The following is a 17,274-nucleotide window of genomic DNA, read 5'->3' on the forward strand; positions in this document are numbered from 1 at the left end:
CGAGGAGGGTCAGGCGCGGCTCAAGCGTCAGCTCATAGCGTGCTTCATCTCGGGAGGCCGAGAGTCTTTTGAAGCGGGTAATCACGCCATGAAGTGTGCGCAGTGGAGCCACAGGCGGCGGTGTGAAGCCGCGGATGGTGATCGAGGGCGGCGCGGCGCGCAGGCTGAAGCTGGCGTCCTTGCCAAGCAGAGTATCGGCGGCGATGTCTAGGTTGGGGCTGGTGACTTCAATGGCGTAGCGGAAGGTCTCGCTGAGTGCCTCGCTACCGGAAAACGCCAGGACGTCCAGCAAGGCACTCTGGCCCTTCACTGTGAGGGTGTGTCGGGAATGATCGAAGAGCAGAGAGTGCGCGCTGACCATCAATAAGCATCCTTGACCATACGAAGCCTGTCATCCCAACAGTCTGGATATGGCGGCGCTATCGGACCGATCCTGAATCCTTATCGGATCAATCATCAGAAACACAACTCCGGGTCAATCAACCACAATCAACTGATCTCGCAGTCGGTCCTTGGCGAGTACCTCCTGCATATTCGAGGAGGCCTGAGCACACCCGCCCCACAAGGCTACCGGACGCCTTCCACTGCGTTGCCAACTGAGGCGCGGTCTAGCGTTCGGCGTCGTATTCATCGTGCCGGCGCCACCACATGCCCTGCTCGTTACGCCCCCGTGGCGCGCGGTCGAGCCACTGGAACAGGCCCCAGAGGGCATCCAGGCCGCGGGCGTAGGTGGAGTAGCAGTGATAGATGTGGTCGCCTTCGCGAACGAAGCTGCTCATGCCGGGCAGATCACGGGTAAAAGTCGCCACATCGGTGCCGCAGCAGGCGGCGGTTTCCACGACGGGTGCCGGTGCCGGCCCCTTGGCCGGGCCTTCGCGGCGGAAGTTGTAGTCGACTTCCCCGCCGCGCTGCTGTGCCTCGGTGAAGGACACATTGAAGTCGTAGTTGAAGCCGCTGCCGTGGGATGACGCCCAGGGGAAGCTCCAGCCCATGCGTCGCCGATACCCCAGCAGCCTTTCCAGCGGTGCGCGGGACACCGCCACCAGGCTGACGTCGTGGTTCGCCAGGTGGCTGGCGTAGCCGTCGAAACCGTCGGCGATGTTCGAGCAGGAGGGGCAACCGGCGCGGTAGTCCGGGCCGAACATGAAGTGGTAGACCAGCAACTGCGAGCGGCCGGCAAACAGCTCCTGAAGGCTTGCCGGGCCCTGTTCGGTGTCGAAGCGGTAGTCCTTGTCGATCAGCACCCAGGGCAGCGCCTGGCGCTTGCGGGCCAGCTCGTCGCTGCGCCGGGTCAGCGCCTTTTCCTCGGCCAGCAGCTCCAGGCGTGCGGCCAGCCATTCTTCGCGGGTGCCGATGGAATGGGCAGTCATGGCAGTTCTCCTCCGCCAGCGGCGGTTCGGTGGGCATGGCTTAGACTAGGCAGCGGGCCGACGTCGACGGGAGTGACAAAGGTGGCGGGATTTCCATGGATTCGCTGATCACCGCGGCTGCCCGCGCTTTGGCATCGGGCGATCCGCTGGGCGCGTTGAACCGCGTGGCACTGCGCGAAGACCCGCCGGCTCTCGCCCTGCGCGGCATTGCCATGGCGCAATTGAACGACTATCCCCGCGCCCGAGCCCTGCTCCGCCGTGCCGGCCGCGCGTTTGGCGCCCATGAGCCGATGGAGCGAGCGCGCTGCCGGGTTGCCGAGGCGGAAGTGGCGCTGGCCAGCCGCGAACTGAATTGGCCGGCCGAGCCGATGGAAAACGCCGCGAAGACTCTGGAGGCTCACGGCGACGAGGGAAACGCGGCCCAGGCGCGTTATGTGCTGATTCGCCGAGCGCTGCTGGTCGGCCATCTTGACGAGGCAGAAAGCCGGCTGGCGGCGCTCAATCCAAGCGCCATCCCTGCACCATTGCGTGCTGTGCACTGGCTCATCGTCTCGGGCCTTGCCGTGCGCCGGGTGCGTGCCGGCGAAGCGCGCGCGGCGCTGCGGGCTGCGGCCCTGGCGGCCAGGGAAGCCGGAATACCGGCGCTGTGCGCCGAGGTCGAACAGGCCGGGCGACTGCTCGATGCACCGGCCGCACGACTGATCTCGCCGCAAGCGGATCGCCTGTTGTCGCTGGAGGAAGTGGAAAGTCTGCTGGGCTCCGACGCTTTGGTGGTGGACGCCTGCCGCAGCCGCTTCGGCTCTGTGGCGCTGGGCAGCCGGCCGGTGCTCTTTGCCCTGGCCCGCGCGCTGGCCGAAGCCTGGCCCGGCGATGTATCACGCGCAGACCTGATCGCCCGGGTGTTCCGCACCCGCCACCCGGACGAAACCCACCGGGCGCGCCTGCGGGTGGAGATGGGCCGCTTGCGCCGCCTGCTGCAGCCACTGGCGCGGATAGCGGCGACGCCGCGCGGGTTCGCGCTGTATCCCGAAAAGACCACCCGCCTGATTGTCCTCGCGCCGCCGCTGGAGGACTCCCATGCCGACGTACTGGCGTTGCTGAGCGATGGCGAGGCCTGGTCCAGTTCGGCCCTGGCCATGGCGCTCGGCAGCAGCCAGCGCAGCGTTCAGCGCGCGCTCGAAACACTGGCCAGAACCGGGCGGGTACAGGCGTTGGGCCAGGGCCGGGCGCGGCGCTGGACGCTGCCGCCAGCGCCCGGATTCGCGACGACCTTGTTACTCCCCGCGCCCTTCGGCGCCTGAATAGGCTCAAGCCTCCCATCCACAACGTGCAGGGCCAAACCATGACTCGCTACAAGCAATCTCCCGCAGAAGTACTCCAGGAATACGGCCCATACCCCGGCGTCGAGACCGTCGCCGGCGTGACCTGGGACGGCGAGCGCGTCTGGATCGCCACCGGTGACCATCTGCAACGGCTGGACCCCGCCAGCGGCGAGCTGGAAGCGTCGATCGCAGTTCCTGCCCACGCCGGTACGGCCTTTGACGGCAAGTACCTGTACCAGATCGGCGAAAGCATCATCCAGAAGATCGACCCGGCCAGCGGCAAGGTGCTGGCGAGCATTCCGGCACCCGGCAAGGGTGGCGACTCCGGCATGGCCTGGGCGGAGGGTTCGCTCTGGGTCGGCGAGTACCGCGCCAGGAAGATTCACCAGATCGACCCGGAAACCGGTGAAGTCCTGCGTACGATTGATTCAAATCGTTTCGTCACCGGCGTCACCTGGGTCGAAGGACAACTCTGGCATGGCACCTGGGAGCCGGAGTCGACCTACAGCGAGCTACGCCGCATCGACCCGCAGTCCGGCGAGGTTCTGGCGCAGTTGGACATGCCCGAGGGCGTGCACGTTTCCGGCCTGGAAGCCGACGGCGCCGAGCGTTTCTACTGTGGCGGCGGCAACAGCGGCAAGGTCCGCGCGGTGCGTCGGCCGCGCTGAGGCGCGCCAACGAAAGCGATCTGGGCTAGTGTTGGCAGCTCACTGGATTTGGCCGCACTGGCCCGGAGACCGAGCATGGATTGGCTGGAACACCGCATTCCCCCGCCCCTGGTGGCGATCATCAGTGGCCTGCTGATGTGGCTGGCGGTACGCCCGATTGCGCCCCTGGGTGGCCGCCTTTGGCTGGCGCTGCTGGTGGTGCTGGCCGGGGCGGCGGTATGCCTGGCAGGCGTGGCGTCTTTCCGCCGTGCACGCACCACGGTCAATCCGCTGAAACCGGAGAGCGCCTCGTCCCTGGTGGTCGCCGGCATCTACCGGCACACCCGCAACCCCATGTACCTGGGCTTCGCCATCATCCTGCTGGGCTGGTGCGTGTTCCTCGGGTCCGCACTGGCGGTGCTCGGTGTCGCAGCCTTCGTGCTGTACATCGGCCGATTCCAGATCCGCCCCGAGGAAAGGGCGTTGCGCGAGCTGTTCGGCGCGGAGTTCGAGGCTTTCTGCGGTCGGGTGCGACGCTGGGTCTGAGGGTCTCGCGGCAGATTGCCATTGCCTTGTGACCGGGAGAGATGAGATATTTGCAAATGCTAAACATTCTCATCAAAGAAACTCTCATCAAGGTTTATCGTGTCCCCTTCGCTTCTGCTGGTGGAGGACGATTCCCGTCTTCGCCTGGACCTCGAACGCCATTTCTGTCAGCGCGGTTTTGCCGTCACCACCTGCGCCAACGGTGACCAGGGCCTCGTAGCCGTTCACCAGAACGACTTCGACCTGGTCCTGCTGGACATCATGCTGCCCGGCGTCGATGGCCTTTCCCTGCTCGATACCCTGCGCAGCCATCGCACTACGCCGGTCATGCTGATGTCCGCCCTTGGCGCGGAGCAGGACCGCATCACCGGCTTCACCCGTGGCGCCGACGATTACCTGCCCAAGCCCTTCAGCCTGGCGGAACTGGACGCGCGCATCGATGCGCTGCTGCGTCGGGTCAGTCTGGACCGTGCCCGCGAGGTGCCTCGCCCGCAGGGCTCGCTGGAGTTCGACGATGAGCTGCAGGACGTTTCCCGCAAGGGTGAGCACGCAGGGCTGACGCATTCCGAGTATCGCCTGCTGGCCACGCTGAACGCCCACGCCGGCGAGGCACTGAGCAAGAGCTTCCTCTACCAGAGCGTGCTGCACCGCGCGTACACGCGCCTCGACCGTGGGCTGGACGTGCACGTCTGCAACCTGCGCCGCAAGCTGGCCGCCATCGGCGCGCAGCAGGTGCAGATCCAGGCGGTGCGCGGCCAGGGCTACATCCTGGTGGACGCGGAACGCCACTGATGCGCCGTCATCCCCTGCTATGGAAGATCGCCGCGCTGCAGGTCGGCTTCTGCCTGCTGCTGACCTGGCTGATCTGGACCTGGGGCCTGTCGCTGGAGCGCAGCACCTACTTCCTGGGCGAAGCCGATCGCGACTACCTCGCGCGCTATGCCGAGCAGGCGGAAATGGTCTTCGAGCAGCACGGCGCCGAAGGTGTCGAGCGCTTCCGCCGGGAGCTGTCCGCCGCTGAAGACACTTGGGTGGCGGTGATCGGCGACCACCTGCAGAGCCTGGGCAGCACGCCACTGACGGCGGCGGAATCCAGCCACCTGACGTTCATGCGCAAGCTCGACTGGCCGATGAGCCGACGCCTGCAGGATGAGCTGCCCTACGTCAGCATCGAGTTTCCCACGCATCCCGAACGCGGCCGGCTGGTCATGCAACTGCCCGAGCGGCTGCTACCTGGCGGCCTGACACCCTGGACGCACCTGTTCAGCCACGGCGTGGTGCCGACCCTGCTGGCCGCCCTCCTCGGCCTGCTGATCTACCGCCACCTGGTGCTGCCGCTCAATCGCCTGCGCGCCCGTGCCGACGCCCTGCGCGCCGACGATCTGGACAGCGACATGCCCGGCACGCCACTGGCCAATCGCCGCGATGAGCTGGGCGAGCTGGCACTGGCCTTCGATCACATGGCCGAGCGGCTACGCCATAGCCTTGCCCAGCAGCGACTGCTGCTGCGCACCCTGTCCCACGAGCTGCGCACTCCGCTGGCACGCCTGCGCATCGCCCATGACAGCGACCTGCCGGCGGAACATCTGCGCGAGCGGCTGGACCGTGAGATCAACGATATGCAGCGCCTGCTGGAAGACACCCTCGACCTGGCGTGGATGGATACCGAGCGCCCGCAGCTCGAACGTGAGCCGGTGCTGGTGCTGTCGGTGTGGGAGGCGCTGCGCGAAGACGCCTGCTTCGAAAGTGGCTGGGAAGTCGAACGCCTGCCCTGCTCGCTGGGCACCGACTGCATCGTGCAGGTGCACCTGGACAGCTTCGCCCAGGCCATCGAGAACCTGCTGCGCAACGGTATCCGTCACTCCCCGCGCAACGGCAAGGTGCGTCTGGACGGCTGGCGCGAGGGCGGGTTCTGGCACCTGTGCGTCAGTGACGATGGCCCCGGCGTCGCCGAACCTGACCTTGAGCGCATCTTCCAGCCCTACCAGCGGCTACAGCCGTCCGAGTCCAGCGGTTTCGGCCTTGGCCTGGCCATCGCCCGGCGCGGCATCGAGCTCGCGGACGGCCGCCTGTGGGCCGAAAACGGCGCGAAGAATGGCCAGGCCGGGCTCTGCCTGCACCTGCTGCTGCCCGCAGAGCCGTCCCAACAGTCCATCGCAAGTGTTTAGAAAGTTAATGCGCTTTACTGGCAAATAGCAGTCATTATCATTTGTGATCTCTTAGTAATCGTCCTCCTCTGGAGATCACCGATGTCGTCCCGTCCGATGCAGTTCCTTCCGCCCTTCCTGCTGCTTTCCAGTTGCCTGCTGTCCTTCGCCGTACAGGCAGCCAGCGCCGATTCCGATGTCGTCGAGTTCGACAGCGAAACCATCGTCGCCACCGCCGCGGAGGAAGCCAAGCAGATGCCGGGCGTGTCGATCATCACCGCCGAGGACATCAAGAAGCGCCCGCCGGCCAGCGACCTTTCGCAGATCATCCGCACCATGCCGGGCGTCAACCTGACCGGCAACTCCACCAGCGGCCAGCGCGGCAACAACCGCCAGATCGACATCCGCGGCATGGGCCCGGAGAACACCCTGATCCTGGTGGACGGCAAGCCGGTCGCCAGTCGCAACGCCGTGCGCTACGGCTGGCGCGGCGAGCGCGACTCGCGCGGTGACACCAACTGGGTGCCGGCCGACCAGGTGGAGCGCATCGAAGTGCTGCGCGGCCCGGCGGCGGCGCGCTACGGCAATGGCGCGGCGGGCGGCGTGGTGAACATCATCACCAAGCAGGCCGGCAAGGAAACCCACGGCGACGTCACCGTCTACAGCAACTTCCCGCAGCACAGCGACGAAGGCGCCACCCAGCGCATGACCTTCGGCCTCAACGGCCCGCTGACCGACACCCTGAGCTACCGCGTCTACGGCAACGTCGCCAAGACCGACTCGGACGACTGGGACATCAACGCCGGCCACGAATCCAACCGCACCGGCAACCAGGTCGGCACCCTCCCCGCCGGCCGCGAAGGCGTGCGCAACAAGGACGTCAACGGCCTGCTCAGCTGGCACCTGACGCCCGAGCAGACCCTCGACTTCGAGGCCGGCTTCAGCCGCCAGGGCAACATCTACACCGGCGACACCCAGAACACCAACAGCAACGCCAACGTGAAGTCCATGCTCGGTCACGAGACCAACCGCATGTACCGCGAGAACTACTCGATCACCCATCGCGGCGAGTGGGACTTCGGCAGCTCCATGGCTTACCTGCAGTACGAGAAGACCCGCAACAGCCGCATCAACGAAGGCCTGGCCGGCGGCACCGAGGGTATCTTCAGCAACACCGATTTCTACACCGCCACCCTGCGCGACCTGACCGCCCACGGCGAAGTGAACCTGCCGCTGCACGCCTGGCGCGACCAGACCCTGACCCTGGGCAGCGAATGGGTGCAGCAGAAGCTCGACGACCCCAGCGCCAACACCCAGACCACCAGCGAGGGCGGCTCGGTGCCGGGCCTGGCCAGCAGCAACCGTGACACCACCTCGCAGGCACAGATCTTCTCGCTGTTCGCCGAGGACAACATCGAACTGTTGCCCGGCACCATGCTGACTCCGGGCCTGCGCTGGGACCACCACAACATCGTCGGCGACAACTTCAGCCCGTCGCTGAACCTGTCCCACGCGCTCACCGACAGCGTCACCCTGAAGGCCGGTATCGCCCGCGCCTACAAGGCGCCGAACCTGTACCAGCTCAACTCCGACTACCTGCTCTACAGCCGCGGCCAGGGTTGCTACGGCCAGAGCACCAGCTGCTACCTGCAGGGCAACGAGGACCTCAAGGCGGAAACCAGCGTCAACAAGGAGCTGGGCATCGAGTTCAACAAGGACGGCCTGATCGCCGGCCTGACCTACTTCCGCAACGACTACAAGAACAAGATCGAGTCGGGCCTGTCGCCCATCGATCAGGCCAGCGGCGGCACCGGCAGCTACGCCAACGCGGCGATCTACCAGTGGGAAAACGTGCCCAAGGCGCTGGTCGAGGGCCTGGAAGGCACCCTGACCATCCCGCTGATGGAGCAGCTGAAGTGGAGCAACAACTTCACCTACATGCTGCAATCGAAGAACAAGGAAACCGGTGACGTGCTCTCGGTGACGCCGAAGTACACCCTGAACTCCATGCTCGACTGGCAAGCCACCGACGCCCTGTCGCTGCAAGCCAGCGTCGCCTGGTACGGCAAGCAGAAGCCGAAGAAGTACGACTACCACGGCGACCGCGTCACCGGCAGCGCCAACAACCAGCTCTCGCCCTACGCCATCGCCGGGCTGAGCGGCACTTATGTGTTCACCAAGAACCTGAGCTTCACCGCCGGGGTGGACAACGTGTTCGACAAGCGCCTGTTCCGCGAGGGCAACGCCCAGGGCGTGAACGGCATCGAGGGCGCCGGCGCGGCCACCTACAACGAACCGGGCCGCACGCTGTACACCAGCCTCACCGCGTCGTTTTGATTAGAGAAAAGCCTGATGAGATTTCGCCTCCTGGCCCTGGCACTGGCATTCGCCGTGCCGGGGCTGGCAGCGCACGCCGCGCCTGCCCCCGACCAGAAAATGGACACGACCCTGCTGCAACGCAGCGACCTGGCCTACCGCTTCAGTGAACTCAAGCTGGATTCCGCCGATGGCCAGCGTCACTACCAGCTATGGATTGCCCGGCCGAACCACCCTGCTCCGGCCGCCGGCTATCCAGTGGTATGGATGCTCGATGGCAACGCCGCCGTCGGCGCACTGGACGAAAAGCTGCTCAACGACCTGAACAACGGCAAGGCGCCATTGCTGGTTGCCGTGGGTTATCAGACGCCCCTGCGCATTGACCGCGCCGGCCGCACCCGCGACTACACCCCGCCGCGCCCGCAACTGGCCGAGCAGAAGGACCCGCTCACCGGCGACCCCAGCGGCGGCGCCGATGCCTTCCTCGACCTGATGCGCGACCGCATGCTCCCGGCGGTGGCCGCCCAGGCGCCCATCGACCGTTCGCAGCAGACCCTCTGGGGTCACTCCTACGGCGGCCTGCTGACACTCCACGCGTTGCTCACCCGCCCGCAGCAGTTCAGCTTCTACGCACCGGCCAGCCCTTCGCTGTGGTGGGGTGATGGCGCCGTCCTCCAGGAGCAGGAAGGCTTTGCCCAACGCATGGCCGGGCATTCTGCGCAGCTGCTGCTGATGCGCGGCGGCAAGGAGCCCTTCAAGCCGCGCGAAGACATCACTCCCAGCGCGCCGCGCGCCGCCCAGCAATTGGTAGAAAGCGTGGGCAAAGTGCCCGGCATGCAGGCGCGGTTCCACGCCTTCGACGGCATGAGCCATGGGCAAACGCTGGAGGCTTCGCTGCGCTATCTGTTGCAGACGCGGTTTGGGCAGTGACCTGAGGCACCGGGCCAGGTTGTAGGAGCGAGCTTGCTCGCGAACAAGGACTTATCGGCGACTTCGACGCTGGGCGGTTCGCGAGCAAGCTCGCTCCTACATGAACGCCATTGATGCTCAGACTGACGCGGCAATCTGCTCCCGCAACCACCGGTGCGCCGGGTCGCGGTGCGAGCGTTCGTCCCAGAGCATCGACATCTCGTATCCCGGCACCTCCACCGGCGCCTCCACCACGCGCAGCGCCGGGTTATTGCGCACCAGCCGCGCCGGCACCATGGCCACCAGTTCGCTGCTGGCCAGCGCCGAGATAACGAAGAGGAAATGCGGCACCGACAAGGCCACGCGCCGGCTCAGGCCGACCGCCGCCAACACTTCGTCGGTCACGCCGCTGAAGCCGCCGCCATCGGGCGACACCATCACATGCTCCAACTGGCAGAACTGCGCCAGGCTCGGCTTGCGCTTCAACTTCGGGTGCCCGGCACGCCCGGCCAGCACGTAGCGCTCGGTGAACAACGTGCGCCGGCGCATGTTCGGCGGGCTGCCATCGGTAGTGTGGAACGCCAGGTCGATCTCGCCCTGCTCCGCCTGCCGGGCGATGCGCGGCGGCGACAGCTCCAGCAGGGCCAGGCGAGTGCCCGGTGCGCTGCCGCGAATAGCGCTCAAGGCCGGCAACAGAATGGTCGACTCGCCATAGTCGGTCGCGGCGATGCGCCAGGTGTTGTCCGCCAGGGCCGGATCGAAAGGCGCCGACGGCGCCACCGCCTGTTCCAGCGCCTCCAGGGCAATACGCAGAGGTTCGCGCAGGGACTCCGCCCGCGCCGTCGGGCGCATGCCGCGTGGGCCGGGCAGCAGCAGTGGGTCGTCGAAGATGTCGCGCAGCTTGGCCAGGTGCACGCTGACCGAGGGCTGGGAAAAATTCAGCTGCTCGGCGGCGCGTGTGACGTTGTGCTCGCGCAGCAGCACGTCGAGGGTCACCAGCAGATTCAGATCGAGCCTGCGCAGATTATTCATTGATATACCTGGGATACCGGATATTCATTTCAACTATACCCCGGCAATCCGCATCCTGCGCCCATCCCCTCTCACCGGATGACTCACAGGAAGGCATTCATGAACGTACTGATCGTCTACGCCCACCCCGAACCACGTTCGCTCAATGGCTCACTGAAGGACTTCGCCGTGCGCCACCTGCAGGCGGCCGGCCATGCCGTGCAGGTCTCGGACCTGTATGCGATGAACTGGAAGGCCCCGCTCGACGCTTGCGACAACCTCGACCGCGATCCCGAAGCGCGTTTCGACCCCTCGCTGGACTCCAAGCGCGCCTACGCCGCTGGCCGGCAGAGCACCGACATCGCCGCCGAACAGGAAAAGCTGCGCTGGGCCGACACCGTGATCCTGCAGTTCCCGCTCTGGTGGTTCAGCATGCCGGCAATCCTCAAGGGCTGGTTCGAGCGGGTATACGCCTATGGCTTCGCCTACGGCGTCGGCGAGCACTCCGACGCCCGCTGGGGCGACCGCTATGGCGAAGGTAACCTCGCCGGCAAACGCGCCATGCTGGTGGTCACCACCGGCGGCTGGGAATCGCACTACAGCCCGCGCGGCATCAACGGCCCGATCGATGACCTGCTCTTCCCGATCCATCACGGCATGCTGTACTACCCCGGCTTCGACGTGCTGCCGCCGTACCTGGTCTACCGCACCAGCCGTGTAGACGCCGAGCGCTACGCGCAGATCGAACGGGAATTGGGCGAGCGCCTGGAGACGCTCCAGACCACGGTTCCCATCCCCTTCCGTCGGCAGAACGGCGGCGATTACCAGATTCCCGCGTTGACCTTGCGCGATGAGATCAATCCTCAGGCAACCGGTTTTACTGCGCATCTGGATTGAGCCCCTGTTCGCGAGCAAGCTCGCTCCTACAAGGAGCTGCGCGCATGCACCTGCAGGATTTTCGTAGGGCGCATAACCTGTTCCAGGTTATTCGCCCTACAGTCTGCCAGCCTGATTATTGGGCGGGATTGCCCGCGAACCGCGCAGCCCTCAGGGCTGAACACGCGGCTCCGCCTCGAAGGCGCTGCGCAGCAACTCGACGAACTCCGGCGCCGGGGAAAATTCCACGTCGCCGATGCGACTCACCGGTACCGCCGGCGTCCAGGAGTTCATCACCACGGCACCGATCAGGCGCGGCAGGTCCTGCTGGTCGATGGCGCGGGTGACCTGGCGCACGCCCTGCCGTTCCAGTTGCCGCTGGAGGATGCCCATGGTGGTGCCGGTAAGCATTTTCGCCCGCGGCCAGACCACGGTTTCACCGTCCCAGAACGCCAGGTTCCAGATGGTCGCCTCGCTGAAGCGCCCGCGATGGTCGGTGAACACCGCATCGTCGAAGCCGGCGGCCACCGCTTCGCGCAGGTACCAGGTCTTGGCGATCTCGCCGACGTGCTTGATCTCCGGCAGCACCCGTTCGTGCCCGGCAATAGCGAGGGCCAGCGGCCCCTGCGGGCCATCCGAAGGCGGCGCGGTGCGCACCAGCAGCTCGGGGCGATGTTCAGGGCCGGCAACGGTGAATTCCCCGGCGGGCGAGTAGACCGTCGCCATCAGGGATACGTCTGCCGGCGCCTGCTCCAGCGCGGTACGCAAGGCGGCACGAATCTCCTCATCGGAGTGGCTCTGGCCGAACAGCCGCTGCGAAGCGTTGCGCAGGCGCTCCAGGTGCAGGTCCAGGCCGCGAATGCCGCCGCCACGCACCTGCATGGCGGTGAAATGCGCATAACCGGCGAAAGCCAGGGGCGCAAGGTCGTCGGCGCTGGCCGGCTGGGCATTGCGCTGGGTGATGTAGGGATGGATGGCGGCTGACATGGCGTGGCTTCCTCTGCTCGATGATCTTCAAATTCAACATCAGGTGAGATCACTATCGGCCTTTGACGAAGCCAGGAGAAACGAGTATTTCTCGACGGATCATCAAGCAGGATTTGAAGATCGATGAGTCGCCCCTTTCCCGGCATCCGCAGCCTGCGCACCTTCGAGGCGGCTGGCCGTCACCTCAACTTCACCCGCGCGGCGGAAGAAGTCGGCCTGACGCCGGCCGCGGTCAGCCACCAGATCAAGGAGCTGGAAGACCAGCTCGGCCTCGGCCTGTTCGTGCGTACCAGTCGCAGTATCCAGCTGACCCCGGCGGGCGCGTTGCTGCTCGAAGCGGCAGTCGAGTCCCTCGGCCTGCTGCACCGCGCCACCGTGCGTGCCCGACGGTTGGCGCGGACTTCGGAACAACTACGGGTCTCGTTGACAGCCCGGTTCGCCACGCACTGGCTGCTGCCGCGTCTGCCGAAATTCCGCGCACTGCATCCGGGGTTGAAGCTCAGTTTCGACGTCAGCGACGAGTTGCGGGATTTCGCCGTCGACGACATCGATCTGGCCATCCGCTTCGGCAGCGGACACTACCCCGGCCTGGTCGCGGAGCGCCTGTTCGATACCCAGATAGTGCCGGTGTGCTGCCCGAGCCTGCTCAGCGAAGGTCCACCCTTGCGCGAGCCGCGCGACCTGCAGGCCCATACCCTGTGCCATGTGGTGTGCGAGACCGAAGGCGCCGCCTGGCCGGACTGGTCGCGCTGGATGGCTGCAGCCGGCGTGGAAGAGTTCGACGCTGGCAACTGCGTGACCTTCGAGGACACCAGCCACGTGGTGCAGGCCGTGCTGGAAGGCGGCGCGGTCGGGCTGGCCGACCAGGCCATGGTCGCCCGCGAACTGGAGCAGGGCCTGCTGGTGCAGCCCTTCGAGCTGGGCGTGCGCGTCGCCCAGGACTACGCCTACAACCTGGTCTACCCGCAGGCCAGTGCAGAGGACCCGCGGGTGAAGGCCTTCCGCGACTGGGCGCTGGCCGAGCTGGTCGACTGAACTCAGTCGTTCTGCGGCACCACGCGGGCACCGGCGCCCTGCCCTTCGATGTAGACCTTGCTGCCGGGCTTGAGCTCGGCGTTCACCGGCTGGGTCACCGACACCAGCACGCCATTCTTCATCCGCACGATAATCTGCTGCGCTTCCTGGGGTTTGTCGTACTGGCGCTGCTCGGCATAGTTGCCGCCCACGCCACCGGCCAACGCGCCTGCGATCATCGCCACGTCGCGACCGGTACCGCGGCCGATTAGGCTGCCCAGCGCCACACCGCCAAGGCCACCGAGAATGGCGCCGACACCCGTGTCATGGTTGGTCTTCACTTGGGTATCGGTCACCTGCTCGACCACCCCGGTACGAATCTCCATTTCCCCCGGCCCGCCATTGCCGCTACCGCCCCCGCCGCTATCCATGGCGGCACAGGCACTGAGCCCAAGTACGAAGAAACCGATGAGGAATCCGTGGTTGATGCGACGCATGGCGATCTCCTAGGTTGGGTTGGTTGCCGACCCCGGCGGCGCGTGCCACCCAGCCTGCTGAGCATCGCTCGGATTCGGTGATTTGCCCGGGCCAGGTAGCGATTGCGACGGACGGTAGAATGTGGGCACAAGCCCAAGGACAGTCCACCAGGCGGGACTTGCCTTTGCTGCGCATTCCTGCGAAAACGCACGCCCTTCGCCACCGCAACACGAGAACACCCCATGAGCAACGAACTGCAGATCGAAGATATCGTCGTCGGCGACGGCAAGGCCGTGGTCAAGGGCGCCCTGATCACCACCCAGTACAAGGGCACCCTGGAGGACGGCACCGTCTTCGATTCGTCCTACGACAAGGGCCGCCCCTTCCAGTGCGTGATCGGCACCGGCCGGGTGATCAAGGGCTGGGACCAGGGTCTGATGGGCATGAAGGTCGGCGGCAAGCGCAAGCTCTTCGTGCCGGCGCACCTGGCCTACGGCGAGCGCCAGGTCGGCGCGCACATCCAGCCCAACTCCAACCTGCTGTTCGAGATCGAACTGCTGGAAGTCCTCACCCGCGACGATTGATCCTCATGCCTGCGCAGCTTCCACGTTGCGCCGCATGGCCAGGATCGCCGTCGGCCCCTGCGCCTTGCGGGTAAACCAGAACACCCGGCTCACGCCACGGGTGATCGCCACGTAGGCCAGACGCAGCTGCTCATCCTGCTGGGCCTGGTCATAGCTGCTGGCGAAGAAGCCCGAAGCCGCGTACAGCGCGCTACGCAGCGGATGTTTTTCCGGTGGCGCGCAGTCGTCGACGATGATCGCCACTTCCGCTTGCAGACCCTTGGCACGGTGGATGGTCATGCCCTTCACCGGCAGCTTGCGGTCCAGCTCGCCGAGGATCGTTTGCAGGGTTTCATTGCGCCGGCTGAGCAGCAGCACGGCGGTCTTCTCCCGCGATCCGCGCGTGGCGACGTGCTCGCACTGCTTGCGGATCTCATCGAGCAGAATCGGCAGGCTGTTGCGCGCATCGAAACGCTGCACCAACTTCACGCCGTGATCCCCCGCTTCCGCCGACTTGAACGCGCGGCAGGTCTTGGCCTGCTTGTTCGCCACGCCCACCAGCACCCGCTCGCCGTCACGGACCACCGGGTCAATGCTGCGGTAGTTGGTTTCCAACAGCAGCACGCGGCTCTTGCGCCGGCCCTTGCTGGGGAAATGCCGGTCGAAGTCCATGAACAGCTCCGGCGAGCTGCCGCGCCAGGCGTAGATGGACTGCCAGTCGTCACCGATGGCCATCAGGCTGACGGCTTCGCCGCGCTTGGCGAGGTCGCGGTGCAGCGCCTGCAGCCACTGCACGATCTGCGGCGATACGTCCTGGAACTCGTCGATCAGCAGGTGCTGGAACGGCGCCAGGGCTGCGGCCGGCAACGTGCCGTCACCTAGCTGGTCGGTGAGGCGCTGGAAGGCCAGGTTGAAGGTCAGCAGGCCCTGTTCCTGCAGCGCGTTTTCGAAGGCCACCCAGAACAGTTGCAGCGCTTCGACGAACTGCCGTTCGCGCGCCGGACAGCCAAGCTTCTTCGGCTGCAGCTGGGCGATGCGCAGGCCGATGCTCTCGATGAACCCGGCCTGGGCATAGAAGGCTTCGAACAGCGGCAGCGCGGTGAACTCTCCAGATAACTTGAAGGCATCCAGCGGCGCCTTGCCGATGCGCGGCGGCTTGCCATCCTCACCTGCTTCAGGCGGTGGCGGCAGCTCCAGCAGCTGATGCGCCAGGACACGGAATTCGTGCTGGTCGGCATAGCACTGCTGGTAGACCTGCTTGAGCAGCCGCTGCTGCGCCGGGCGCAGGCGTCCCGCCAGCAAGGGGTTGTCCAGTTCGTCTGCCGGAGTGCGCTCGTCCAGTTGCTCGAACCAACGAGGATTCTTCAGCGCAACTTTCGCCAGCGTGCCCATGGCCGAATGGAAGGTACGCACGCACTGCCTCGCCTGCGCCGCGTCGAAGGGATGGCCCCAGTAGCCGAGCACTTTTACCAGCTGCTCGCGCAGCTGGGCGCAGGAGGCGTTGGTGAAGGAAATCACCGTCACTCGCTCGGCCTCGATGCCCAGGTGGCACAGCATGTAGACGACGCGCAGGACCAGCGTCGTCGACTTGCCGGAGCCGGCGCCGGCGAAGATGCGGGTCAGCGGTTCGGGCGCGAGGATCATCGCCCACTGTTCGTCCGAAGGCTGGCTGATCACGCCGTGGGCGGCGGCCTGGGCCACTCGCTGGCGCATGTCCAGGGCGAGCTGCTCATCGGGCGCCTTGGCGGTGCCGTAGATGCCGGCTACGGCAGGAGCGCGCGGGCGCCTGGGCGCGGGCCCCTCGCCATCCTGCTTGGTTTTTGCCGTGCGCTTGGCAGGTGCCTTGGCTTTGCCCTTGGCCTTGCCGCGTCCACGGGGCTGCGGCTGCGCCGCTTCGCGTTCGGTGCGCAGGTATTCGGTGGTACGGGGGAAATAACGCGCCAGGGCCTCGGCGAGCAGGCGTTTGTAGCGTTCGACAGCAGACTCCATGGGCCCCACCAGATCAATTACAGCGTTGAATCATAAGCGCTTTCGGACAGTGACAGGCAAGTGATCGGGCGGTTCCGCAAGGTCTTGGAAAATTGATAACCATTAGCGATTGGATTAGAGTCGGGCTCCCGCTTTTTCCGGCCTTGCCGCCCTGATGGATGACCCCATGTTCGAACTGGAAAATGTCAGTTTCAGCGTCCCCGGTCGCACCCTTCTGCAACCGCTGAGCCTGCAACTGGCCGACGGCAACATGATCGGCCTGATCGGCCACAACGGTTCGGGCAAGTCCACGCTGCTCAAACTGCTGGCCCGCCAGCAGCAGGCCAGCAGCGGCAGCATCCGCCTGGACGGCAAGCCGCTGCAGGACTGGGGCAACCGCGACTTCGCGCGCCAGGTAGCCTACCTGCCACAACAGCTGCCGCAGACCGACGGCCTGACCGTGCGCGAACTGGTCGCTTTCGGCCGTTATCCGTGGCATGGCGCGCTGGGTCGCGTGACCGGCGAAGACCGCAAGCAGATCGACCGCGCGCTGGAGCTGACCGACACCCAGGCCTTCGCCGACCGCCCGGTGGACCTGCTTTCCGGCGGCGAACGCCAACGCGTCTGGCTGGCCATGCTGCTGGCGCAGAACAGCCGCTACCTGCTGCTGGACGAACCGACCTCGGCGCTGGATATCGCCCACCAGGTCGAAGTGCTCTCACGCGTCCACGAACTGAGCCGCGAGCTGGGCCTGGGCGTGCTGGTGGTGCTGCACGACATCAACATGGCGGCGCGTTACTGCGACCACCTGATCGCCCTGCACGGCGGCCGCCTGCTGGCCCAGGGCTCGCCCGCCGAGCTGATGCGCGGGGACACGCTGGAGGATATCTACGGCATACCCATGGGCGTGCTGAGCAATCCGGTGGATGGCTCGCCGATCAGTTATCTGCGCTGACGTGTAGGACTCCGTCCGCGATGGCTTTTGGTATGGCGTTTCTGCGCCGCTTCGGTGTGTTCGGAGGGATTTTGTTTCGCCCCCTCGGGCGAGTCCCTTTTGTCAAACGCCACAAAAGGAACCAAAAAGTCTCGCCCCTCCATCCGGTTTTTCGCTCAGGCGAAAA

17 protein-coding genes are annotated in these 17,274 nt (G+C 66.0%); 11 read left to right on the plus strand and 6 right to left on the minus strand.

The annotated features are described in order from the left end of the window. Both A6723_RS27445 and A6723_RS27450 read right to left on the minus strand, forming a co-directional pair. Positions 1-361, minus strand: a 361-nt coding sequence (locus A6723_RS27445) for a contractile injection system protein, VgrG/Pvc8 family (RefSeq protein ID WP_256546980.1), incomplete at its 3' end; no start/stop codon positions are given. 247 nt (positions 362-608) lie between these two features. After that, complete coding sequence (locus A6723_RS27450; protein WP_054906905.1) at positions 609-1,370, minus strand: thioredoxin family protein; 762 nt, start codon at positions 1,368-1,370, stop codon at positions 609-611. A 95-nt stretch (positions 1,371-1,465) separates the two neighbouring features. Here A6723_RS27450 and A6723_RS27455 point away from each other — a divergent pair, with 95 nt between their 5' ends. The 7 genes from A6723_RS27455 to A6723_RS27485 all read left to right on the plus strand — a co-directional run bounded on the left by A6723_RS27455 (position 1,466) and on the right by A6723_RS27485 (position 9,278). Continuing rightward, positions 1,466-2,671 carry a hypothetical protein gene (locus A6723_RS27455; protein ID WP_054906906.1) on the plus strand — a complete coding sequence of 402 codons (1,206 nt, stop codon included), beginning with the start codon at positions 1,466-1,468 and terminating at the stop codon, positions 2,669-2,671. A gap of 41 nt (positions 2,672-2,712) precedes the next feature. Beyond that, positions 2,713-3,360 (plus strand): hypothetical protein, encoded by a 648-nt coding sequence (locus tag A6723_RS27460; RefSeq protein ID WP_054906907.1) that lies wholly within the window; start codon positions 2,713-2,715, stop codon positions 3,358-3,360. Positions 3,361-3,435: 75 nt separating this feature from the next. Continuing rightward, on the plus strand, positions 3,436-3,885 hold the full coding sequence (locus A6723_RS27465; protein WP_024766496.1) for an isoprenylcysteine carboxylmethyltransferase family protein: 450 nt from the start codon (positions 3,436-3,438) through the stop codon (positions 3,883-3,885). 99 nt (positions 3,886-3,984) lie between these two features. Further along, positions 3,985-4,677 (plus strand): response regulator transcription factor, encoded by a 693-nt coding sequence (locus A6723_RS27470; protein ID WP_054906908.1) that lies wholly within the window; start codon positions 3,985-3,987, stop codon positions 4,675-4,677. Then, positions 4,677-6,053, plus strand: coding sequence for a sensor histidine kinase (locus A6723_RS27475; protein ID WP_054906909.1), 1,377 nt, complete (start codon positions 4,677-4,679; stop codon positions 6,051-6,053). Before A6723_RS27470 ends, A6723_RS27475 begins: the two co-directional genes overlap by 1 nt. Before the next feature lie 96 nt (positions 6,054-6,149). Next, positions 6,150-8,369, plus strand: a complete 2,220-nt coding sequence (locus A6723_RS27480) for a TonB-dependent siderophore receptor (RefSeq protein WP_371914081.1) — start codon at positions 6,150-6,152, stop codon at positions 8,367-8,369. A gap of 15 nt (positions 8,370-8,384) precedes the next feature. Next, positions 8,385-9,278: an alpha/beta hydrolase gene (locus A6723_RS27485; RefSeq protein ID WP_054906911.1), complete on the plus strand. Its 894-nt coding sequence runs from the start codon at positions 8,385-8,387 to the stop codon at positions 9,276-9,278. A 117-nt stretch (positions 9,279-9,395) separates the two neighbouring features. On the opposite strand, the gene A6723_RS27490 is transcribed toward A6723_RS27485, so the two are convergent. Next, positions 9,396-10,289, minus strand: a complete 894-nt coding sequence (locus A6723_RS27490) for a LysR family transcriptional regulator (protein ID WP_054906912.1) — start codon at positions 10,287-10,289, stop codon at positions 9,396-9,398. 99 nt (positions 10,290-10,388) lie between these two features. Here A6723_RS27490 and A6723_RS27495 point away from each other — a divergent pair, with 99 nt between their 5' ends. Further along, entirely contained in the window at positions 10,389-11,165 is a 777-nt protein-coding gene (locus A6723_RS27495; protein ID WP_054906913.1) for an NAD(P)H-dependent oxidoreductase, read from the plus strand. A 150-nt stretch (positions 11,166-11,315) separates the two neighbouring features. On the opposite strand, the gene A6723_RS27500 is transcribed toward A6723_RS27495, so the two are convergent. After that, the gene (locus tag A6723_RS27500) at positions 11,316-12,131 is read right to left on the minus strand and encodes an aminotransferase class IV family protein (RefSeq protein WP_054906914.1); all 816 of its coding nucleotides are present in this window, start codon (positions 12,129-12,131) and stop codon (positions 11,316-11,318) included. 123 nt (positions 12,132-12,254) lie between these two features. On the opposite strand from A6723_RS27500, the gene A6723_RS27505 reads away from it, so the two are divergent. Next, complete coding sequence (locus tag A6723_RS27505) at positions 12,255-13,166, plus strand: LysR substrate-binding domain-containing protein (RefSeq protein ID WP_054906915.1); 912 nt, start codon at positions 12,255-12,257, stop codon at positions 13,164-13,166. A 2-nt stretch (positions 13,167-13,168) separates the two neighbouring features. On the opposite strand, the gene A6723_RS27510 is transcribed toward A6723_RS27505, so the two are convergent. Next, positions 13,169-13,642 carry a glycine zipper 2TM domain-containing protein gene (locus tag A6723_RS27510; RefSeq protein WP_054906916.1) on the minus strand — a complete coding sequence of 158 codons (474 nt, stop codon included), beginning with the start codon at positions 13,640-13,642 and terminating at the stop codon, positions 13,169-13,171. A 222-nt stretch (positions 13,643-13,864) separates the two neighbouring features. On the opposite strand from A6723_RS27510, the gene A6723_RS27515 reads away from it, so the two are divergent. Beyond that, positions 13,865-14,206: an FKBP-type peptidyl-prolyl cis-trans isomerase gene (locus A6723_RS27515; protein ID WP_024766480.1), complete on the plus strand. Its 342-nt coding sequence runs from the start codon at positions 13,865-13,867 to the stop codon at positions 14,204-14,206. A gap of 3 nt (positions 14,207-14,209) precedes the next feature. Here A6723_RS27515 and A6723_RS27520 read toward each other — a convergent pair whose 3' ends face one another. Beyond that, complete coding sequence (locus A6723_RS27520) at positions 14,210-16,174, minus strand: DEAD/DEAH box helicase (RefSeq protein WP_054906917.1); 1,965 nt, start codon at positions 16,172-16,174, stop codon at positions 14,210-14,212. Between the two features lie 166 nt (positions 16,175-16,340). Between A6723_RS27520 and A6723_RS27525 the strand changes: the two genes are divergently transcribed. Beyond that, entirely contained in the window at positions 16,341-17,108 is a 768-nt protein-coding gene (locus A6723_RS27525) for an ATP-binding cassette domain-containing protein (RefSeq protein WP_024766478.1), read from the plus strand. The last annotated feature ends 166 nt before the right edge of the window (positions 17,109-17,274 follow it).

This window comes from Pseudomonas sp. AU11447, from assembly GCF_001672555.2.
GTDB lineage: Bacteria > Pseudomonadota > Gammaproteobacteria > Pseudomonadales > Pseudomonadaceae > Pseudomonas > Pseudomonas nitroreducens.

Coding starts and splice junctions, on each gene's coding strand:
- A6723_RS27525 (WP_024766478.1), top strand. CDS start 16,341: ATGTTCGAACTGGAAAATGTCAGTTTCAGCGTCCCCGGTCGCACCCTT.
- A6723_RS27490 (WP_054906912.1), bottom strand. CDS start 10,289: ATGAATAATCTGCGCAGGCTCGATCTGAATCTGCTGGTGACCCTCGAC.
- A6723_RS27450 (WP_054906905.1), bottom strand. CDS start 1,370: ATGACTGCCCATTCCATCGGCACCCGCGAAGAATGGCTGGCCGCACGC.
- A6723_RS27515 (WP_024766480.1), top strand. CDS start 13,865: ATGAGCAACGAACTGCAGATCGAAGATATCGTCGTCGGCGACGGCAAG.
- A6723_RS27510 (WP_054906916.1), bottom strand. CDS start 13,642: ATGCGTCGCATCAACCACGGATTCCTCATCGGTTTCTTCGTACTTGGG.
- A6723_RS27500 (WP_054906914.1), bottom strand. CDS start 12,131: ATGTCAGCCGCCATCCATCCCTACATCACCCAGCGCAATGCCCAGCCG.
- A6723_RS27455 (WP_054906906.1), top strand. CDS start 1,466: ATGGATTCGCTGATCACCGCGGCTGCCCGCGCTTTGGCATCGGGCGAT.
- A6723_RS27480 (WP_371914081.1), top strand. CDS start 6,150: ATGCAGTTCCTTCCGCCCTTCCTGCTGCTTTCCAGTTGCCTGCTGTCC.
- A6723_RS27505 (WP_054906915.1), top strand. CDS start 12,255: ATGAGTCGCCCCTTTCCCGGCATCCGCAGCCTGCGCACCTTCGAGGCG.
- A6723_RS27485 (WP_054906911.1), top strand. CDS start 8,385: ATGAGATTTCGCCTCCTGGCCCTGGCACTGGCATTCGCCGTGCCGGGG.
- A6723_RS27475 (WP_054906909.1), top strand. CDS start 4,677: ATGCGCCGTCATCCCCTGCTATGGAAGATCGCCGCGCTGCAGGTCGGC.
- A6723_RS27520 (WP_054906917.1), bottom strand. CDS start 16,174: ATGGAGTCTGCTGTCGAACGCTACAAACGCCTGCTCGCCGAGGCCCTG.
- A6723_RS27495 (WP_054906913.1), top strand. CDS start 10,389: ATGAACGTACTGATCGTCTACGCCCACCCCGAACCACGTTCGCTCAAT.
- A6723_RS27460 (WP_054906907.1), top strand. CDS start 2,713: ATGACTCGCTACAAGCAATCTCCCGCAGAAGTACTCCAGGAATACGGC.
- A6723_RS27465 (WP_024766496.1), top strand. CDS start 3,436: ATGGATTGGCTGGAACACCGCATTCCCCCGCCCCTGGTGGCGATCATC.